This window comes from Ruegeria sp. YTSA219 (assembly GCF_059609985.1).
The window spans coordinates 1-14,408 of record NZ_JBXWMT010000012.1; the positions used below are offsets into that span (position 1 = coordinate 1).

A 14,408-nucleotide genomic window follows, 5' to 3' on the forward strand; every position below is an offset into this window, starting at 1 on the left:
GAGATCAGACATGTTCACCGCTCGTTTTTGAACCGTGAATCACGCCGCAAAACGGAAATCAATGGGTCCTGACCCTAAGCCGACATTAGCGCCCCCCTCCGACTGGGCAATGTGCTCAGAAAAAGCACGCGCCCAACAAAGGCGATCCGACCAATCCTTGAAGCCACGGCATTGATCCCCATCTTAACCCGCGACCGTGCGCCCTCTGGTACTTTCTGCACAAGCAGCGTAAAAAGGGTGCTGCGCGAAATATTTGGAGCCTCGCATCGATGAAAGAGCATCGTGGCCGTCTGACCAAGGACGGTATCCGTATCTATGAACAGGGTGACTTTGCCGGCATGCAGGCGGCAGGGGCTTTGGCTGCGCGGATATTGGATGATATTGCCGATCATGTGTTCGTCGGCCAGACCACTGGCGCGATTGACGGGCTCATAACGCAGATGGTCGAGGATGCAGGCGCAACTTCGGCCACGATTGGATATAAGGGCTATCAGCATGCCAGCTGTATCAGCGTCAATCATGTGGTCTGCCACGGCATTCCCGGCGACAAAAAGCTGAAGGATGGCGATATCCTGAATATCGACGTGACCGTTATTGTCGACGGCTGGTTCGGGGATACCTCGCGCATGTATGTAGCGGGAAAGCTGCCGCGCAAAGCCGAACGGTTGATCCAGATCACTCATGATGCCCTGTTCAAGGGCATCGAGATGGTCAAACCCGGCAACACGTTCGGCGATATCGGCCACGCGATTCAATCATTTGTCGAGGCACACCGGATGAGCGTAGTCCGCGATTTTTGCGGCCACGGGCTGGGCCGGGTCTTCCATGCACCGCCAAACGTTCTGCACTATGGCCGTCCGGGCACTGGTGCGGTTCTGGAAGAGGGCATGTTCTTTACCATCGAACCGATGGTCAATCTGGGCCGCCCCGAGACCAAGACGCTGGCCGATGACTGGACCGCCGTGACGCGCGACAAATCACTGTCGGCACAGTTTGAACACTCGGTCGGTGTAACGGCAGATGGGGTCGAGATCTTTACCCTGTCGCCAGGCGGTAAGTACCACCCGACTTATTCTTCCTGATCCGCGGCCTGTTCCCATAGCAGCTTTAGCAGCAAGGTTTCCGGCCCCCATGGCGTGACCGCATCATGGATGAAAACCGGCGCGCGCAGAGGTGTGCGCTGGGGATCGGTTGCGGTGTCAGCCTCTTGCGGAAGTGACCAATTCGACGGGGTCAGTGCACGGTCCATGCCCCGCAGGGTAACATGACAGGGTCAAATCCCCAAAAGCGCCGGGACCTGCGTCATGTCAGAGAAGACTTCGCCCCCCGCAGCGGCCAGTTTTTCACCGCCACCATGCGGCGCATAGGCCAAACAGCGCATATGTGCCCTGCTTGCTGCGGTCAGGCCGCTGAGGCTGTCCTCGATCACCACGGGGTTTACGGCGTTGAAACGCTCAGCCGCTGTCAGAAACAATGTCGGGTCCGGCTTGGCCGTTCCCAGGACATGGGCCGAAAAGGCGACATCGCGAAACCGATCCCATAACCCGTTCTGACCCAAAGTGATCTGCATCTTGTCCGGGCTGCCGTTCGAGGCGACACAGAAAGGCAACCCGTTTGCTTCGAGAACCGCCAACAGGTCCGCCACGCCGGGCATCAGCTGAACGCCAAGGCGGAGCCGGTCATAGGTTTCCGCATAGACCTCATCAACCCAGCCTGTGGGCAGCTCCGCGCCCAGCGCCCTTGCCTTGTCCCGCACCCCGGTCATGGTGCCCCCAACGAACAGCTTCATACTGTCTTCGATTGTCAGGTTCAGGCCATAACGGGCAAGATTGTCGACCAGTACCTGATTGGACAGCGGCTCACTGTCGACCAGGACTCCGTCGCAATCGAAGATCACCAGATCATGCATCCGGATCGCCATTCCACATCAGGGTGATATGCGTATCGCCATATTTGCGGCTGTTTTGCAGGACGAATCCTTCGGGCGGCTGCATGGGCGCGTTTTCCTCCCAGACCACAAGGGCGCCTTGTGCGAACCAGTCCTCTGACAGGGCAGCAATCGCCTTTTGCCCAAGGGATTTACCATAGGGCGGGTCCAGAAAGATCAGGTCATAAGGCGCTGCAGGATTGGCCCCCAACCGCGTGGCGTCGCGACGGATCAGCTCGGTACAGTCAGAACTACGGGTCAGGTCGATATTCTTGCGGATCAGGCCCTGTGACACGCGGCCATCATCGACAAAGCTCACATGTGCCGCACCGCGCGACAAGGCCTCAAGCCCCAGCGCACCGGTGCCTGCGAACAGGTCCAACACGCGCAGTCCGTCAAAATCAATCTGATGGGCCAGTACGTTGAACAGGCTTTCGCGCACCCGGTCTGTGGTCGGGCGCAGATGCGCGCCGGCGTCCCCCTTGCCGACCGAGGCCAAAGCTCGGCCTCGGAAGGCTCCGGCGATGATCCTCACGCTCTGAGCAGCGGTTTCAGGTCCGCATCCGGGTCGGCCACAATAGCAGGATCAGCTGTTTTTCCGCTTTCAATCAGACGCTTACCAACCATATAGGCACGCGGATCGTTCATCGCGTCGACCGCGATCAGCTGATCGCCCTTATAGTACCAGAAGGACACGGTCTGCCCGTCACCATTGCGGGTCACCACCCGGTCATACCCGGTGTTCAGGCCCGCGATCTGCAGTTTGACGTCATACTGATCCGACCAGAACCACGGGGTCGCAGTATAATCCTTTGCCGCGCCCAACATGTTCTGGGCAACAATCTCGGCCTGATCAATCGCGTTTGGCACGCTTTCCAGACGGATACGCCCGCCAGCATGCGGGAATGAGGCGCAATCGCCCGCCGCCCAGATCGACGGATCAGAGGTGCGCCCATGCGCATCGGTCTTGATGCCATTGTCCAGCTCAAGCCCGGCCATCTCGGCCAGTTGGGTTGCAGGAGCGATGCCAACGCCGACAACAACGAAATCGACCGCCAGTTCTGTTCCATCGGTCAGCACCGCGCCAGTGACCTTGCCGTTTTCACCCAGCAGTCGGTCCAACCCGACACCTTCGCGGATATCGGCGCCATATTCGGAATGCAGTGCTCGGAAATAGTCACTGGTTTCGGGGGCGGCGACCCGTTGCAAAATGCGGTCGGCCATTTCGACCAGGGTCACCTTGACCCCGCGCTTGGCGCAAACGGCTGCGGCCTCAAGCCCGATGTATCCCCCACCCACGATCAAAGCGCGCGCACCTTCAGAGACGAAGGGTTCCATTTCGTCCACATGGGCCAGATCGCGCACCACATGCACGCCGTCCAGATCGCCGCCAATAGCAGCGGGAAGGCGGCGCGGGTCCGATCCGGTGGTCAGGGCCAGCTCATCATAGGCAACAACCTGATCGCCCAGCGTTACTGTCTTGGCCTGCGGGTCGATGCCGGTCACGCGCTGACCAAGGCGCAGGGTGATATAGTTATCGGTATAGAAGTTTTCGGGGCGCAGGAACAGGCGCTCTAGCCCCATCTCACCCAGAAGATAGGCCTTGGACAAAGGCGGTCTCTGATAGGGCAAATGCGGCTCTGCGCCAATCAGAGTAATCTCGCCGTCGAACCCATCTTTGCGCAGCCGGGCGACAAGCGAAGCACCTGCCTGGCCGGCGCCAATCACGACAATATGGCTCATATTCCCCTCACCCTGTCGAATTCCCGTGGTCACTTTTGTTAGCTCACCTATATTGCGGCTAGGCCCGACTCTGCAAATCCAAATGACAGGAGCGAAAAAATGATTTCAACAGGTGACACTCTGCCCGACGCCACATTGACCCAAATGGGGGCAAATGGCCCTGAAGAGGTCCGCGTTTCGGACAAGACCAAAGGGCGCAAGGTTGTCATTTTCGCCGTGCCCGGCGCCTATACCGGCACGTGCACAACGGCGCATGTTCCAAGCTTTATGCGTACCAAAGACCAGTTCGATGCAAAAGGCGTGGAAGAAATCATCTGCATCTCGGTCAACGACCCCTTTGTCATGAGCGCCTGGGGCGAGTCCACCGGCGCAACTGCGACTGGCCTAACCATGTTGGCCGATGCGGCGTCTGAATTCACCAAAGCCATCGGGATGGATTTCGACGCCCCGCCCGTTGGTCTGATCGGCAGGTCCAAGCGCTATGCGATGCTGGTCGAAGACGGCAAAGTGGTCGCCATGAACCTGGAGGAAAATCCCGGCGTCTGCGAGATTTCCGCAGGTGAAGGGCTGTTAGAGGTTATCTGACCTGATCTGGCCCCAGTGCTGCTGGGGCCATTTTCGCAATTTAGCTTGCGGCACTCTCATGATGGGCGAATACTTGGTACATATTCATCAGGGAGTTTGTTTATGAACCTAAAGACATTTACCTTTCTTTTAGGTCTGACCGGCGGACTTGGCGCTTGTGGACCGGCCCCTACCCCGCAGCAACAGGCCGCACGACAGCATGAGATCGCCTGCCTGAGCGGCACAGTGGGTGGTGCCTTGTTGGGCGGTGTCATCGGCAATCAGTTTGGCGGCGGTTCCGGGAAAACCATCCTGACGGCAGCGGGTGCTGCGGTCGGCGGCGTTGAAGGTCAGAAGTTCGCATGTTGAGAGGGATGAAGATGAAAACCGCAATCGTCCTGTCGATGTTGTCCTTAGCGGGTGCCGCTACGGCCGAAACCGTGGCAGAGCTGCATGAGAATGAGCTTAAGGCCATCGACACCAATAATGACGGCTTCCTGTCGAAAGATGAGTTCGACGCCTTTTCCGACTATGCGTTCCAGACGATGGATGAGGACAAGAACGGCACATTGGGCCTGGATGAAGCCAAGCCGTTTCTGGATATAAAGCAATTCCAAAAGGTTGACCGGGACCGGGATAGTAATATTTCAAGAACGGAATACGATCAGCATATGACCGAAGATTTTATTTCTGCCGATCAGAACAGCAACGGTCAACTGGATTAGGCTCTGCGGCCCTGGACCAGACAGGAGTATGCAATGACCAAATGGAGCGCTCTTTTTGCGTTGGGGTTGCTTGCGGCATGTGATGTGCCGCAGGCCCCTATTGTGACCGGCCCTGATGGCCAACCGAGGATAGAGATCAGTACCAATGGCCTGACTTGCTATGACCGGCGTTGTCTCGACATCAACCCCGCAGCACGGTCCGTGCGCATGATCGGCAACAGAACTACCCGGATACCTGCCGAAATCGACGTTAGTGACAACCTGGTCACCCCAGCCGAGTTCAGGCGGCTGGGTCAGGTTGCCAGCCTTGCCGGTGGTGTCGGATCACGCGGTGACAGCGGCTAGACCAGGCTGTCCATCTTGCGGGCCAGTTTGGCGTCCAGCGCCGAAAGCCCGCCGACATCATGGGTGGACAGCGTCACCTCGACCGTGCGGTAGACATTGAACCATTCGGGATGATGGTTCCATTTCTCGGCAAACATAGACACTTGGGTCATCCAACCAAAGGCGTGGACGAAGTCCTCGAACATAAAGGTCTTGGTGATCGCATCCCGGTCCTTGACCATGGTCCAGCCGCTTTTGAACAGCGGGTCCAGCAAGGGGCCACGGGTCTCGGTCGACAGAAGTTCAGTCATTGGTGTTCCTCCGGGTTCGACTTTCTGAACGGGCCATAATCAGTCAGAATCTCGATTTCTTCTCCCACTGCTTGGGCCTCGGCGTCCAGATATTTTTTGATCGCATCGGCAAAGCTGGGGTCATTGACCCAGTGCAGGCTGTGCGTGCGCGTGGGAAGATAGCCGCGCGCCAGCTTGTGTTCGCCCTGCGCCCCTGCCTCGACCCGGGCCAGGCCTTGCGCAATGGCAAAGTCGATTGCCCTATAATAGCACAGTTCGAAATGCAGGCAGGCATGATGTTCGACGCAGCCCCAGTAACGGCCATAAAGCGTCTCGCGCCCGATAAAGTTCAGCGCCCCCGCAATCGGATACCCGCCGCGCTCGGCCAGAACCAATGCCATGTCATCCGCCATGGTTTCCTGAGCGATATCAAAGAATTGCCGCGTCAGATAGGGCACGCCCCATTTCCGAGCGCCGGTATCCTGATAGAACTCCCAGAACGCGTCCCAATGTTCAGGGCGCAGGTCATCACCCGTCAACGCGCGGATTTCGCCGCCAAAGGCGCAGGCCTGCGCGCGTTCCTTGCGAATGTTCTTGCGTTTGCGCGAGGATAAAGCGGCCAGAAATCCATCGAAATCCGCATACCCGTCGTTCAGCCAGTGAAATTGCTGGGAATGGCGCAGCATCAGGCCCATCTGCGCGCCAGCCAGCGCCTCATCTTCGGTGCAAAAGGTCGCGTGGACAGAGGAAACCTGATTGTCCGCCGCCAGCTGCACCGCCCCCTGCACCAAGGCGGACATGCCCACCGCCTGATATCCCGGCCGCAGCAGAAAGCGACGCCCGGTGGCCGGGGTGAACGGTACGGCAATCTGCAGTTTGGGATAATACCGCCCGCCGGCGTTTTCATAGGCATGCGCCCAGTTGTGGTCGAAGATATATTCGCCCTGACTATGCGATTTGGCGTACATCGGGGCGGCCGCGATCAACATTCCATCCAGATAAACCGTCAGGTATTGCGGCTGCCAGCCGGTACCCGGCCCGACCGACCCGCTCTCCTCCAAAGCCAAAAGAAAGCGATGAGTGGTAAAGGGATCAAGCGGACGGCCCCAATCCGCAGTCTCGGGGCAGGCACAGCTGTCCCACTCTGCCGCAGTAATCTGCGAGAGCGATCCAAGTACCCGAACCTCGATTTGTGCCTGATCCATGTGCCCTCTGCGTTTGATCTTTATCTGTGACGGAAGGGGCGCGGTTCAAGCCGGATGCGCAGCTATGTACCCTTCGAAAGTCACATTATCGGCAATCTTGCGAGCCTCGGCCTCTTGCGCGGCCGAGCGAACGGTCCAGCACAGGACCGGAACACCCTGCGCCTTCAGCTCGGCAACCCTTGGGCGGGACAAGTCTTCGACTTCGTGGCTGATGAAACTGGCCCCGACCCTTACGAAATCCGGGATGTCCCGCAGGTAATCGCACACCGCCGCAGGCAAAAGTTCGACTTTGGGCTGATACGAACAGGTCGTGATCCCCCTGGGCAAATGCGGCGCCAACCGCGCCAGTTCAGCCACCGAATTGGGGTTGAACGACATCAGCGCCACCGGACCTTCATAACCCTCAAGGGCTCGTACAGTATCGCGCTCGAGCGGGCCCACATTCGGGCCCATCACACCGTCCTGATCCTTAAGCTCGATCAGCAGGGGCACCTTGCCCGCCACGATTTCCAGCACATCATCCAGTGTCGGAATACCGTCATCAGCGTGCAACAGCTGTGTCTCGGACGCTACCTGCGCCGAAATCTGCCGAACTGGCCCCGGTCGCCCGGTCAGTCGCCCCAGGTCATAGTCGTGAAAGACCAAAGCCCGGTTGTCGGCGCTCAACTGCAGATCAATCTCAATCCCGTAACCGGCCTTAACAGCGGCACGAACCGCCGCCCGGCTGTTTTCCGGGCGGTTGTCCAATTTGTCGTGCAGGGCCCGATGTGTGATCGGGGCCTGTAGGAACGTAGCGGGCAGTACCGGGGTCATGCGATCTCGAAGATGCCTTCGATCTCAACCGCGACGCCCAACGGCAACGACGCTGCACTCACGGCCGAGCGCGAATGGCGACCAGCCTCGCCCAGCGCCTCGACCAGAAAGTCCGACGCACCATTGATCACCTGCGGCTGGTCGGTGAAATCGGCGGTTGAATTCACAAACCCTGTCAGTTTGATCACACGCACCAGCTTTTCTATATCGCCACCGCAAGCAGCCTTGACCTGCGCCAGAAGATTGATCGCGCAGACCTTGGCAGCCGCAGCACCCGCTGCAACATCCATGTTATCACCCAGCTTGCCGGTGATCAGTTCCGCATCCTTGGAAATCTGTCCTGAAACGTAGACGATATTGCCGACCCGCACGAAAGGCACATAGTTGGCGGCGGGCGCCGGCCCGTCCGGCAGACTGATTCCCAGGCTTTCCAGTTTTGCTGCGATACTCATCGGTTGATCCTCACCTGATATAGACTCGGCCGGACGCTATCCGGGATCGTTCGGCTGGAAAAGTGTGAAACCAGTAAAACTGCGGTCAGTGGCGTATTAAGCGTAACTTCTCTTATCCCGAGGTGTTGAACTTGTGTCACTTTACCTGATGCAGTCGGCCGGGTTAAACGCGAACTGTTTCAAAATGGGACCAAAACCTTTATGTGACGACAGATTGAGCCGCAAAATGGCCGCAGGCATTATTGATTGAGCGTCCAGCCCCACTCACAAAACGGCTGGCGCGTTTGGAGTTGAAATACCGTGTTGAGCAAGATCAGATTCAAGCCCCTGATTGTCGTGACCCTGATGACCGTTCTTGGCGCTTGTGCGTCCCAACCCGCCGATCAGGCCGCGCGAGGCGATACTTTCGATCCCTACGAGAATACAAACCGCGGCATTCACAAGTTCAATCTGGGCGTCGACCGGTTCCTGTTCCGTCCGGCCTCGAAAGGCTATGTGAAGATCGTGCCCGATCCGATGGTGACCAGTTTCAACCATTTTGCCGAAAACCTGACTATGCCGGGTCAGGCTCTGGATTATCTGCTGCAGGGCAATCTGAAGCAGTCGGGCAATGCCCTACTGCGGTTCCTCATCAATACGACCGTTGGTGGCGCGGGTCTGTCTGACCCGGCCAGCGAATTGAACCTGCCGCCCGTGGATACCGATTTCGGTGAAACCCTGCACGTCTGGGGTTTTGGCGAAGGTGCCTATGTGGAATTGCCCTTCTATGGTCCCTCAACATCCAGGGATGCGGTCGGCGTCGTCGTCAACCTGTTTTCGAACCCGATCAACTTCACACCAGTGCGCCCGGTTGAGAATATCGGCGTCTACGCCGAAATCGTAAGGCGGATGGGCGACCGTGGACGGTTCTCGGACACAGTCGATTCCATCCTCTATGAAAGTGCTGACAGCTATAAGCAGGCACAAACAATTTACCTGCAAAATCGACGTTTCGAACTGGCACGCGATGATGAGGACGCCTATCTGGGATTGTATGACGATCCCTATGCAGATATCGGGACCGACCCTGTCAGAGACCCCTACCTTGACCCCTACGAGGATCCATATGCCGAGTAATTATTTGAAGAGAAGAGAGTTTATTGCATCTGGCATCGCCGGCCTGGCGCTAGCCACCCTCCCTTTGCCAAGCTTTGCACAGACAGAGGCCAGTGCAAAAGCGTTGGTCGTTAGCGTTGTGGATGACATCAACCGCGTCATCAGTTCGGGAAAATCCGAAAAGAGCATGATCCGCGATTTTGAAAAGATCTTCGTGCAATATGCCGACGTTCCGATCATGGCCCGCTATGTGCTGGGGGCCGATGGCCGCTCGGCCAGTGCGTCACAGATAAAGCAGTTCACCGACGCGTTTCAGGGCTATATCTCGAACAAATACGGACGTCGCTTTCGCGAGTTCATTGGCGGCGAGGTGACCGTTCGAAATGCGCGCAAGATCAAAGCCGGATACGAGGTGCGTACCTCGGTCAAGCTGCAGGGCTCCTCGCCCTTTGAGGTGACCTTCCTGGTGTCCGACAAATCCGGCCGCGACAAATTCTTCAACATGTTTATCGAAGGCGTGAACATGCTGCTGACCGAACGTACCGAGATTGGCGCCATGCTGGACGCGCGCGGCGGTGATCTGAACCGTCTGATCAAGGATATGAAGCGAACCGGGTGAATTCACAGCGATTTGCTGCAGTCAAAACTTTCAAATCCGATCGTAGTTTCGACCAGTTCGGCCTCATAGTGTGCGATCATTGGCATTGCAATGGGTTCGATCTGGTCATTCCAGACCGCCTCACCATAGAAGCTGTCCTTTATCCTGTCGCGTTCTTCCAACGAAGAAAACGCGCGCATCCAATGCACTTTGTCAGGATTTTCCAGGTCTCTGAGCGGCCCAAACACAAGCATTCCTGCATCCCGCAACGCAGCGCGATTGTGTTTCTCAAAGAATTCTATGAACGCTTCTCGGCGGCCCGGTTTTAGTGTGTAATGTCGAATTTCCAGTATCATCATATACCCCGGGCAATCTCGTTGGCCTGACATGGCGTCAGTACTTGGCGAAATTGCCCGAGTTTAGCAAGAACAAGTCCTGCGCAGTGCGCTAGTTCAACCGCTCGCCGGTTTCCTTGGCAAAATAGGACACTTTGCTCATGTCAAAGGCCAGGTTCAGCTCTTGTCCGGCCTGGGCGCTGGTTTCCGCGTGCAGGCGCGCAGTGACCTGTTTGCCGCCCAGTTCGGACACTACATAGGTGTCAGCTCCGGCAGGTTCGACCATGTCGACCATGCAGACCGCCTCCTGCACACCGTCGCCTGCGCGGAATCCGGCCTCGGCGATATCCTCGGGGCGCAGGCCCAGAATCACGTCCTGCGGCAGCGACAGATCACGGGCATCCTTGAGAACCAGCGTTTCACCGGATGACCGCTCAATGGCGATTTCGGTGCCCGTGCCGTTCTTGGTGGCCTTTGCAGGGATCAGGTTCATCGCAGGCGAGCCCATGAAATCGGCGACGAACAGGTTGGCGGGGTTGTTATAGATCTCGGCCGGGCTGCCGATCTGTTGCACGATCCCGCCTTTCAGAACCACAATCTTGGTGGCCAGCGTCATCGCCTCGATCTGGTCGTGGGTGACATAAACGATCGAGGCATCCAGCGTCTGGTGCAGCTTCTTGATTTCGGTCCGCATCTCGACCCGCAGCTTGGCGTCCAGGTTTGACAGCGGTTCGTCAAACAGGAACAGCTTGGGGTCGCGCACCAGAGCCCGGCCCATCGCCACACGCTGCCGCTGACCACCCGACAGTTGGCTGGGGCGGCGATTCAGCAACGGCTCGATCTGCAGCAGCGAGGCGACCTCTTTCAGCTTGGCGTCCTGTGTGGCCTGATCGACGCCGCGCACCTTCATGCCAAAGGTGATGTTCTTGGCCACCGACATGGTCGGGTACAGGGCATAGGACTGGAACACCATCGCGATGTCGCGGTCTTTGGGGCTGACATGGGTCATGTCCTTGCCTCCGATCGACAGCGTCCCGCCTGAGATCGGCTCAAGCCCGGCGATGCAGTTCAGCAAGGTGGATTTACCACAGCCCGATGGGCCGACCAGCACCAGAAAGTCGCCCGGTTCGATCGAGATGTTGATATCCTTCAGGATCTCGGTTGCGCCGTAGTTCTTGTACAGCTTGTTGATATCAAGGATGGGAGCCATCATTCTATCCCTTCACAGAGCCAGCGGTCAGGCCGCGGATGAAATACTTACCGGCAACGACATAGACGAGCAGCGTCGGCAGACCCGCGATGATCGCGGCGGCCATGTCGACATTGTATTCTTTGACACCGGTGGTGGAGTTTACGATGTTGTTAAGCGCCACAGTCACAGGCTGTGTGCCCGCCTGGCTGAACGACACGCCGAACAAGAAATCATTCCAGATCTGCGTGAATTGCCAGATCACGGTTACCACGATGATCGGCAGTGACAGTGGCAGGAAGATCGACCAGAAAATCCGCAGGAACCCGGCCCCATCGACGCGAGCGGCCTTGGTCAGCTCGGCCGGGATAGAGACATAATAGTTGCGGAAAAACAGCGTGGTGAAGCCAAGACCATAGATTACGTGGACAAAAATCAGACCCGGAATGGTTCCGGCAATACCCATCATGCCCAGAAGGCGCGCCATCGGCAGCAGGACGACCTGAAACGGAATGAAGCAACCAAACAGCATCAGCGAGAAGATGATGTTAGCCCCTTTGAACCGCCACTGCGCGACAACGTAACCATTCAGAGCACCCAGCAGGGTCGAGATGGCCACCGCAGGCACCGCAATCAGGACCGAGTTCCAGAAGTAAGGCCGCAGACCTTCGCATTGGATACCCGTGCAGGCGCCCGACCAAGCGGTTTTCCAGGCCTCGAAACTCACCTCACGCGGTAACGATATCAGACTACCGGTACGGATTTCCTCAAGACTTTTGAGCGATGTCGTCAACATCACAAATAATGGCATCAGGTAATACAGCGCGAACAGGCACAGCACCACGTAAAGCAGCCAGCGCAGGACGATTTTGCTCATGTTACTTTGACTGCGGGTTTGGGTGTGGGGCATCGACAGATCAGTCATTTTTAGCCCTCAATTCTGAGTAGAGATAAGGAACCACGATGGCAAAGACGACCAGCATCATGATCATTGCAGAAGACGCCGCCTGACCGATATCGCCGCGCGAAAAGGCCATCGCATACATGTAAGTGGCGGGCAGATCGGTGGCATAACCCGGGCCGCCGCCAGTCAGGGCGATGACAAGGTCAAAGCTTTTGATTGCCAGATGCGCCAACACGATGAAAGCGGACAGGAAAATCGGGGCCATCGACGGGATGATGATCGCGGTATAGATACGCCATGTTGGAATACCATCGACCTGTGCGGCCTTGATGATCTCGCCATCGACCGAGCGCAGACCGGCCAGAAACAGCGCCATCACAAAGCCCGAGCTCTGCCAGAGTGCAGCGATCACAATAGTGTAGATCGCGTAATCGGGGTTCACCAGCCAATCGAATTCGAAGTTGGGAAAGCCCCAACCCTGCACCATGGACTCAATCCCCAGACCGGGGTTCAGGATCCACTTCCACGCCGTGCCCGTGACGATCATCGACAGCGCCATGGGGTAGAGATAGATTGTTCGGATCGCTCCTTCGACGCGGATTTTCTGATCCAGCAGGATGGCCAGCAGCAGGCCCAGCAGCATCGCGATCACGATGAACAGAGTACCAAAGATATACAGGTTGCCAATCGCCGTATCCCAGCGAGGAGAGTCGAACAGGCGCTCATACTGGATGAAGCCATGGATCTCGTATTTCGGCAGCAGTTTTGAGCGTGTAAGCGACACCCATGCGGTCCATCCGATAAATCCGTAGACAAAGATCAATACGGCGATGAACGACGGTGCCAGCACCACCTTGGGCAGGTGGTTTTCCAGCCATTCGGACATGTTTTCCTCCGGGGAAAGATGCTCTGCCCCACACCTTGGGGGCAGAGCGTATTGGATCAGTAGCTGTTGGCCACCGCGTCCGCCAGTTGCTGAACCGCGTCAGCCGAGGACATATCCGAGTTGAAATGCGCGGTCACAACATCTGTGATCGCACCAGCCTGCGACCCGCGCAGCGCCATGCCATGGGCATAAGACGGCAGCAGTGAACCACCTGCCGAGGTCGAGCCCATGTCTTCGGCCGAGATTTGCGCGCAGATGTCAAAGGCATCCAGCGACACATCGGTCCGGGCCGGGATCGAACCTTTGTTCAGGTTGAACACTTCCTGAAAGTTCGGTGCAACAATCAGCTTGGCCAGCAATTCCTGACCGGCGCGATTGTCGTCGCCCTCAACCTCGAACATGGCAAAACTGTCGACGTTATACAGATATCCATCGCCGGGGGTCGAGGCGCAGAGGAAATCCTCACCAGGCTTCTTGCCCGCTGCCAGGAATTCGCCCTTGGCCCAGTCACCCATGATCTGAAAGGCCGCTTCGCCGTTCATCACCATCGCGGTGGCAAGGTTCCAGTCGCGACCCGAGAAATTCTCGTCCACATAACCACGCAGGGTGCGCATTTGGTCAAAGACCTGGATCATTGTGTCCGAGGTCAACGCCTCGGGGTCCAGATCGACCAGGGCTTTCTGATAGAATTCCGGTCCGCCAAGACCCAGCGCGACGGCTTCGAAAACCGTGGCGTCCTGCCAGGCCTGACCGCCATGCGCCAGCGGGATCACACCGGCGGCCTGCAGTTTTTCGGCTGCGGCGTTGAACTCGTCCCATGTGGTCGGCATCTCAATTCCGTTTGCGGCCAGCACATCGGCATTGGCCCAAATCCAGTCGATGCGGTGAACGTTCACCGGCGCCGCGCACCAAGTGCCTTCGCACATCATGTGACCGGCGATCGACGCGGGCAGAACCTCGGCCCAGCCCTCGGCGGCGGCCACGTTCGAGATATCGGCCAGTACGCCCTCTTCATACCATTCCTGAATCGCCGGGCCTTTCAGCTGAACCGCTGTCGGCGCGTTGCCTGCCAGAACCCGCGCCCGCAGCGCTGTCATGGCCGCATCACCGCCGCCGCCTGCGACAGGCATATCGGTCCATGTGCCCCCGTTCGAGGCAAACTCTTCCTGAAGCACGGCCACCGATTTGGCCTCGCCACCGGATGTCCACCAATGCAAGACCTCCGCCTGTGGTTCGGCCACCACAGATGATCCGGCTGCGACGGCCAATGCGGACACAGTCGCAAAAGAAAATCGTTTCATGTTTTCTCCTCCCTGAGAATTCGGTGCCAGTCAAAATGGCAATGCCGCAATACTGTG

General features: G+C 57.8%; 20 protein-coding genes. 7 read left to right on the top strand and 13 right to left on the bottom strand.

Going from position 1 to position 14,408, the window contains the following annotated elements:
• Window positions 1-269 precede the first annotated feature (269 nt).
• The gene (gene map / locus AC2FFB_RS15365) at window positions 270-1,082 is read left to right on the top strand and encodes a type I methionyl aminopeptidase (RefSeq protein ID WP_271952408.1); all 813 of its coding nucleotides are present in this window, start codon (window positions 270-272) and stop codon (window positions 1,080-1,082) included.
• On the opposite strand, the gene AC2FFB_RS15370 is transcribed toward map, so the two are convergent.
• From AC2FFB_RS15370 to AC2FFB_RS15385, 4 genes are read right to left on the bottom strand one after another with little or no spacing between them, the layout of a single operon-like run.
• Window positions 1,070-1,249, bottom strand: coding sequence for a hypothetical protein (locus tag AC2FFB_RS15370; RefSeq protein ID WP_496690245.1), 180 nt, complete (start codon window positions 1,247-1,249; stop codon window positions 1,070-1,072). The two genes, map and AC2FFB_RS15370, sit on opposite strands and share 13 nt — an antisense overlap.
• A gap of 24 nt (window positions 1,250-1,273) precedes the next feature.
• Window positions 1,274-1,921 carry an HAD family hydrolase gene (locus AC2FFB_RS15375; RefSeq protein WP_496694336.1) on the bottom strand — a complete coding sequence of 216 codons (648 nt, stop codon included), beginning with the start codon at window positions 1,919-1,921 and terminating at the stop codon, window positions 1,274-1,276.
• Window positions 1,902-2,462: a 16S rRNA (guanine(966)-N(2))-methyltransferase RsmD gene (gene rsmD / locus AC2FFB_RS15380; RefSeq protein ID WP_496690247.1), complete on the bottom strand. Its 561-nt coding sequence runs from the start codon at window positions 2,460-2,462 to the stop codon at window positions 1,902-1,904. The genes AC2FFB_RS15375 and rsmD overlap by 20 nt, the downstream gene beginning before the upstream one ends.
• Window positions 2,459-3,670, bottom strand: a complete 1,212-nt coding sequence (locus tag AC2FFB_RS15385) for an NAD(P)/FAD-dependent oxidoreductase (protein WP_496875137.1) — start codon at window positions 3,668-3,670, stop codon at window positions 2,459-2,461. Before AC2FFB_RS15385 ends, rsmD begins: the two co-directional genes overlap by 4 nt.
• Before the next feature lie 99 nt (window positions 3,671-3,769).
• Here AC2FFB_RS15385 and AC2FFB_RS15390 point away from each other — a divergent pair, with 99 nt between their 5' ends.
• From AC2FFB_RS15390 to AC2FFB_RS15405, 4 genes are all read left to right on the top strand, one after another.
• Window positions 3,770-4,255 (top strand): peroxiredoxin, encoded by a 486-nt coding sequence (locus AC2FFB_RS15390; RefSeq protein ID WP_142638675.1) that lies wholly within the window; start codon window positions 3,770-3,772, stop codon window positions 4,253-4,255.
• Between the two features lie 102 nt (window positions 4,256-4,357).
• On the top strand, window positions 4,358-4,603 hold the full coding sequence (locus AC2FFB_RS15395) for a glycine zipper 2TM domain-containing protein (protein ID WP_496875138.1): 246 nt from the start codon (window positions 4,358-4,360) through the stop codon (window positions 4,601-4,603).
• An 11-nt stretch (window positions 4,604-4,614) separates the two neighbouring features.
• On the top strand, window positions 4,615-4,959 hold the full coding sequence (locus AC2FFB_RS15400) for an EF-hand domain-containing protein (protein ID WP_142638671.1): 345 nt from the start codon (window positions 4,615-4,617) through the stop codon (window positions 4,957-4,959).
• A 33-nt stretch (window positions 4,960-4,992) separates the two neighbouring features.
• Window positions 4,993-5,304, top strand: a complete 312-nt coding sequence (locus AC2FFB_RS15405) for a hypothetical protein (RefSeq protein ID WP_281973287.1) — start codon at window positions 4,993-4,995, stop codon at window positions 5,302-5,304.
• On the opposite strand, the gene AC2FFB_RS15410 is transcribed toward AC2FFB_RS15405, so the two are convergent.
• The 4 genes from AC2FFB_RS15410 to AC2FFB_RS15425 are packed head-to-tail and all read right to left on the bottom strand — an operon-like array spanning window position 5,301 to window position 8,043.
• Window positions 5,301-5,594 (bottom strand): 4a-hydroxytetrahydrobiopterin dehydratase, encoded by a 294-nt coding sequence (locus AC2FFB_RS15410; protein WP_142638667.1) that lies wholly within the window; start codon window positions 5,592-5,594, stop codon window positions 5,301-5,303. The two genes, AC2FFB_RS15405 and AC2FFB_RS15410, sit on opposite strands and share 4 nt — an antisense overlap.
• The gene (locus tag AC2FFB_RS15415) at window positions 5,591-6,778 is read right to left on the bottom strand and encodes a GNAT family N-acetyltransferase (RefSeq protein WP_496875139.1); all 1,188 of its coding nucleotides are present in this window, start codon (window positions 6,776-6,778) and stop codon (window positions 5,591-5,593) included. The genes AC2FFB_RS15410 and AC2FFB_RS15415 overlap by 4 nt, the downstream gene beginning before the upstream one ends.
• Window positions 6,779-6,823: 45 nt before the next feature.
• On the bottom strand, window positions 6,824-7,591 hold the full coding sequence (locus AC2FFB_RS15420; RefSeq protein WP_281995692.1) for a glycerophosphodiester phosphodiesterase family protein: 768 nt from the start codon (window positions 7,589-7,591) through the stop codon (window positions 6,824-6,826).
• Window positions 7,588-8,043 (bottom strand): RidA family protein, encoded by a 456-nt coding sequence (locus tag AC2FFB_RS15425; RefSeq protein WP_142638661.1) that lies wholly within the window; start codon window positions 8,041-8,043, stop codon window positions 7,588-7,590. Before AC2FFB_RS15425 ends, AC2FFB_RS15420 begins: the two co-directional genes overlap by 4 nt.
• Window positions 8,044-8,388: 345 nt before the next feature.
• Between AC2FFB_RS15425 and AC2FFB_RS15430 the strand changes: the two genes are divergently transcribed.
• Both AC2FFB_RS15430 and AC2FFB_RS15435 read left to right on the top strand, forming a co-directional pair.
• Window positions 8,389-9,159, top strand: a complete 771-nt coding sequence (locus AC2FFB_RS15430) for an MlaA family lipoprotein (protein WP_142638706.1) — start codon at window positions 8,389-8,391, stop codon at window positions 9,157-9,159.
• Window positions 9,149-9,757, top strand: a complete 609-nt coding sequence (locus tag AC2FFB_RS15435; protein ID WP_142638660.1) for an MlaC/ttg2D family ABC transporter substrate-binding protein — start codon at window positions 9,149-9,151, stop codon at window positions 9,755-9,757. Before AC2FFB_RS15430 ends, AC2FFB_RS15435 begins: the two co-directional genes overlap by 11 nt.
• Before the next feature lie 2 nt (window positions 9,758-9,759).
• On the opposite strand, the gene AC2FFB_RS15440 is transcribed toward AC2FFB_RS15435, so the two are convergent.
• The 5 genes from AC2FFB_RS15440 to AC2FFB_RS15460 all read right to left on the bottom strand — a co-directional run bounded on the left by AC2FFB_RS15440 (window position 9,760) and on the right by AC2FFB_RS15460 (window position 14,351).
• The gene (locus AC2FFB_RS15440) at window positions 9,760-10,092 is read right to left on the bottom strand and encodes a putative quinol monooxygenase (RefSeq protein ID WP_281973291.1); all 333 of its coding nucleotides are present in this window, start codon (window positions 10,090-10,092) and stop codon (window positions 9,760-9,762) included.
• 91 nt (window positions 10,093-10,183) lie between these two features.
• Complete coding sequence (locus AC2FFB_RS15445; RefSeq protein ID WP_496694333.1) at window positions 10,184-11,281, bottom strand: ABC transporter ATP-binding protein; 1,098 nt, start codon at window positions 11,279-11,281, stop codon at window positions 10,184-10,186.
• Window positions 11,282-11,285: 4 nt separating this feature from the next.
• Window positions 11,286-12,185: a carbohydrate ABC transporter permease gene (locus AC2FFB_RS15450; RefSeq protein ID WP_496694332.1), complete on the bottom strand. Its 900-nt coding sequence runs from the start codon at window positions 12,183-12,185 to the stop codon at window positions 11,286-11,288.
• On the bottom strand, window positions 12,178-13,050 hold the full coding sequence (locus tag AC2FFB_RS15455) for a carbohydrate ABC transporter permease (RefSeq protein WP_142638652.1): 873 nt from the start codon (window positions 13,048-13,050) through the stop codon (window positions 12,178-12,180). The genes AC2FFB_RS15450 and AC2FFB_RS15455 overlap by 8 nt, the downstream gene beginning before the upstream one ends.
• A gap of 56 nt (window positions 13,051-13,106) precedes the next feature.
• Complete coding sequence (locus AC2FFB_RS15460) at window positions 13,107-14,351, bottom strand: ABC transporter substrate-binding protein (protein ID WP_271952389.1); 1,245 nt, start codon at window positions 14,349-14,351, stop codon at window positions 13,107-13,109.
• Between the last annotated feature and the right edge of the window lie 57 nt (window positions 14,352-14,408).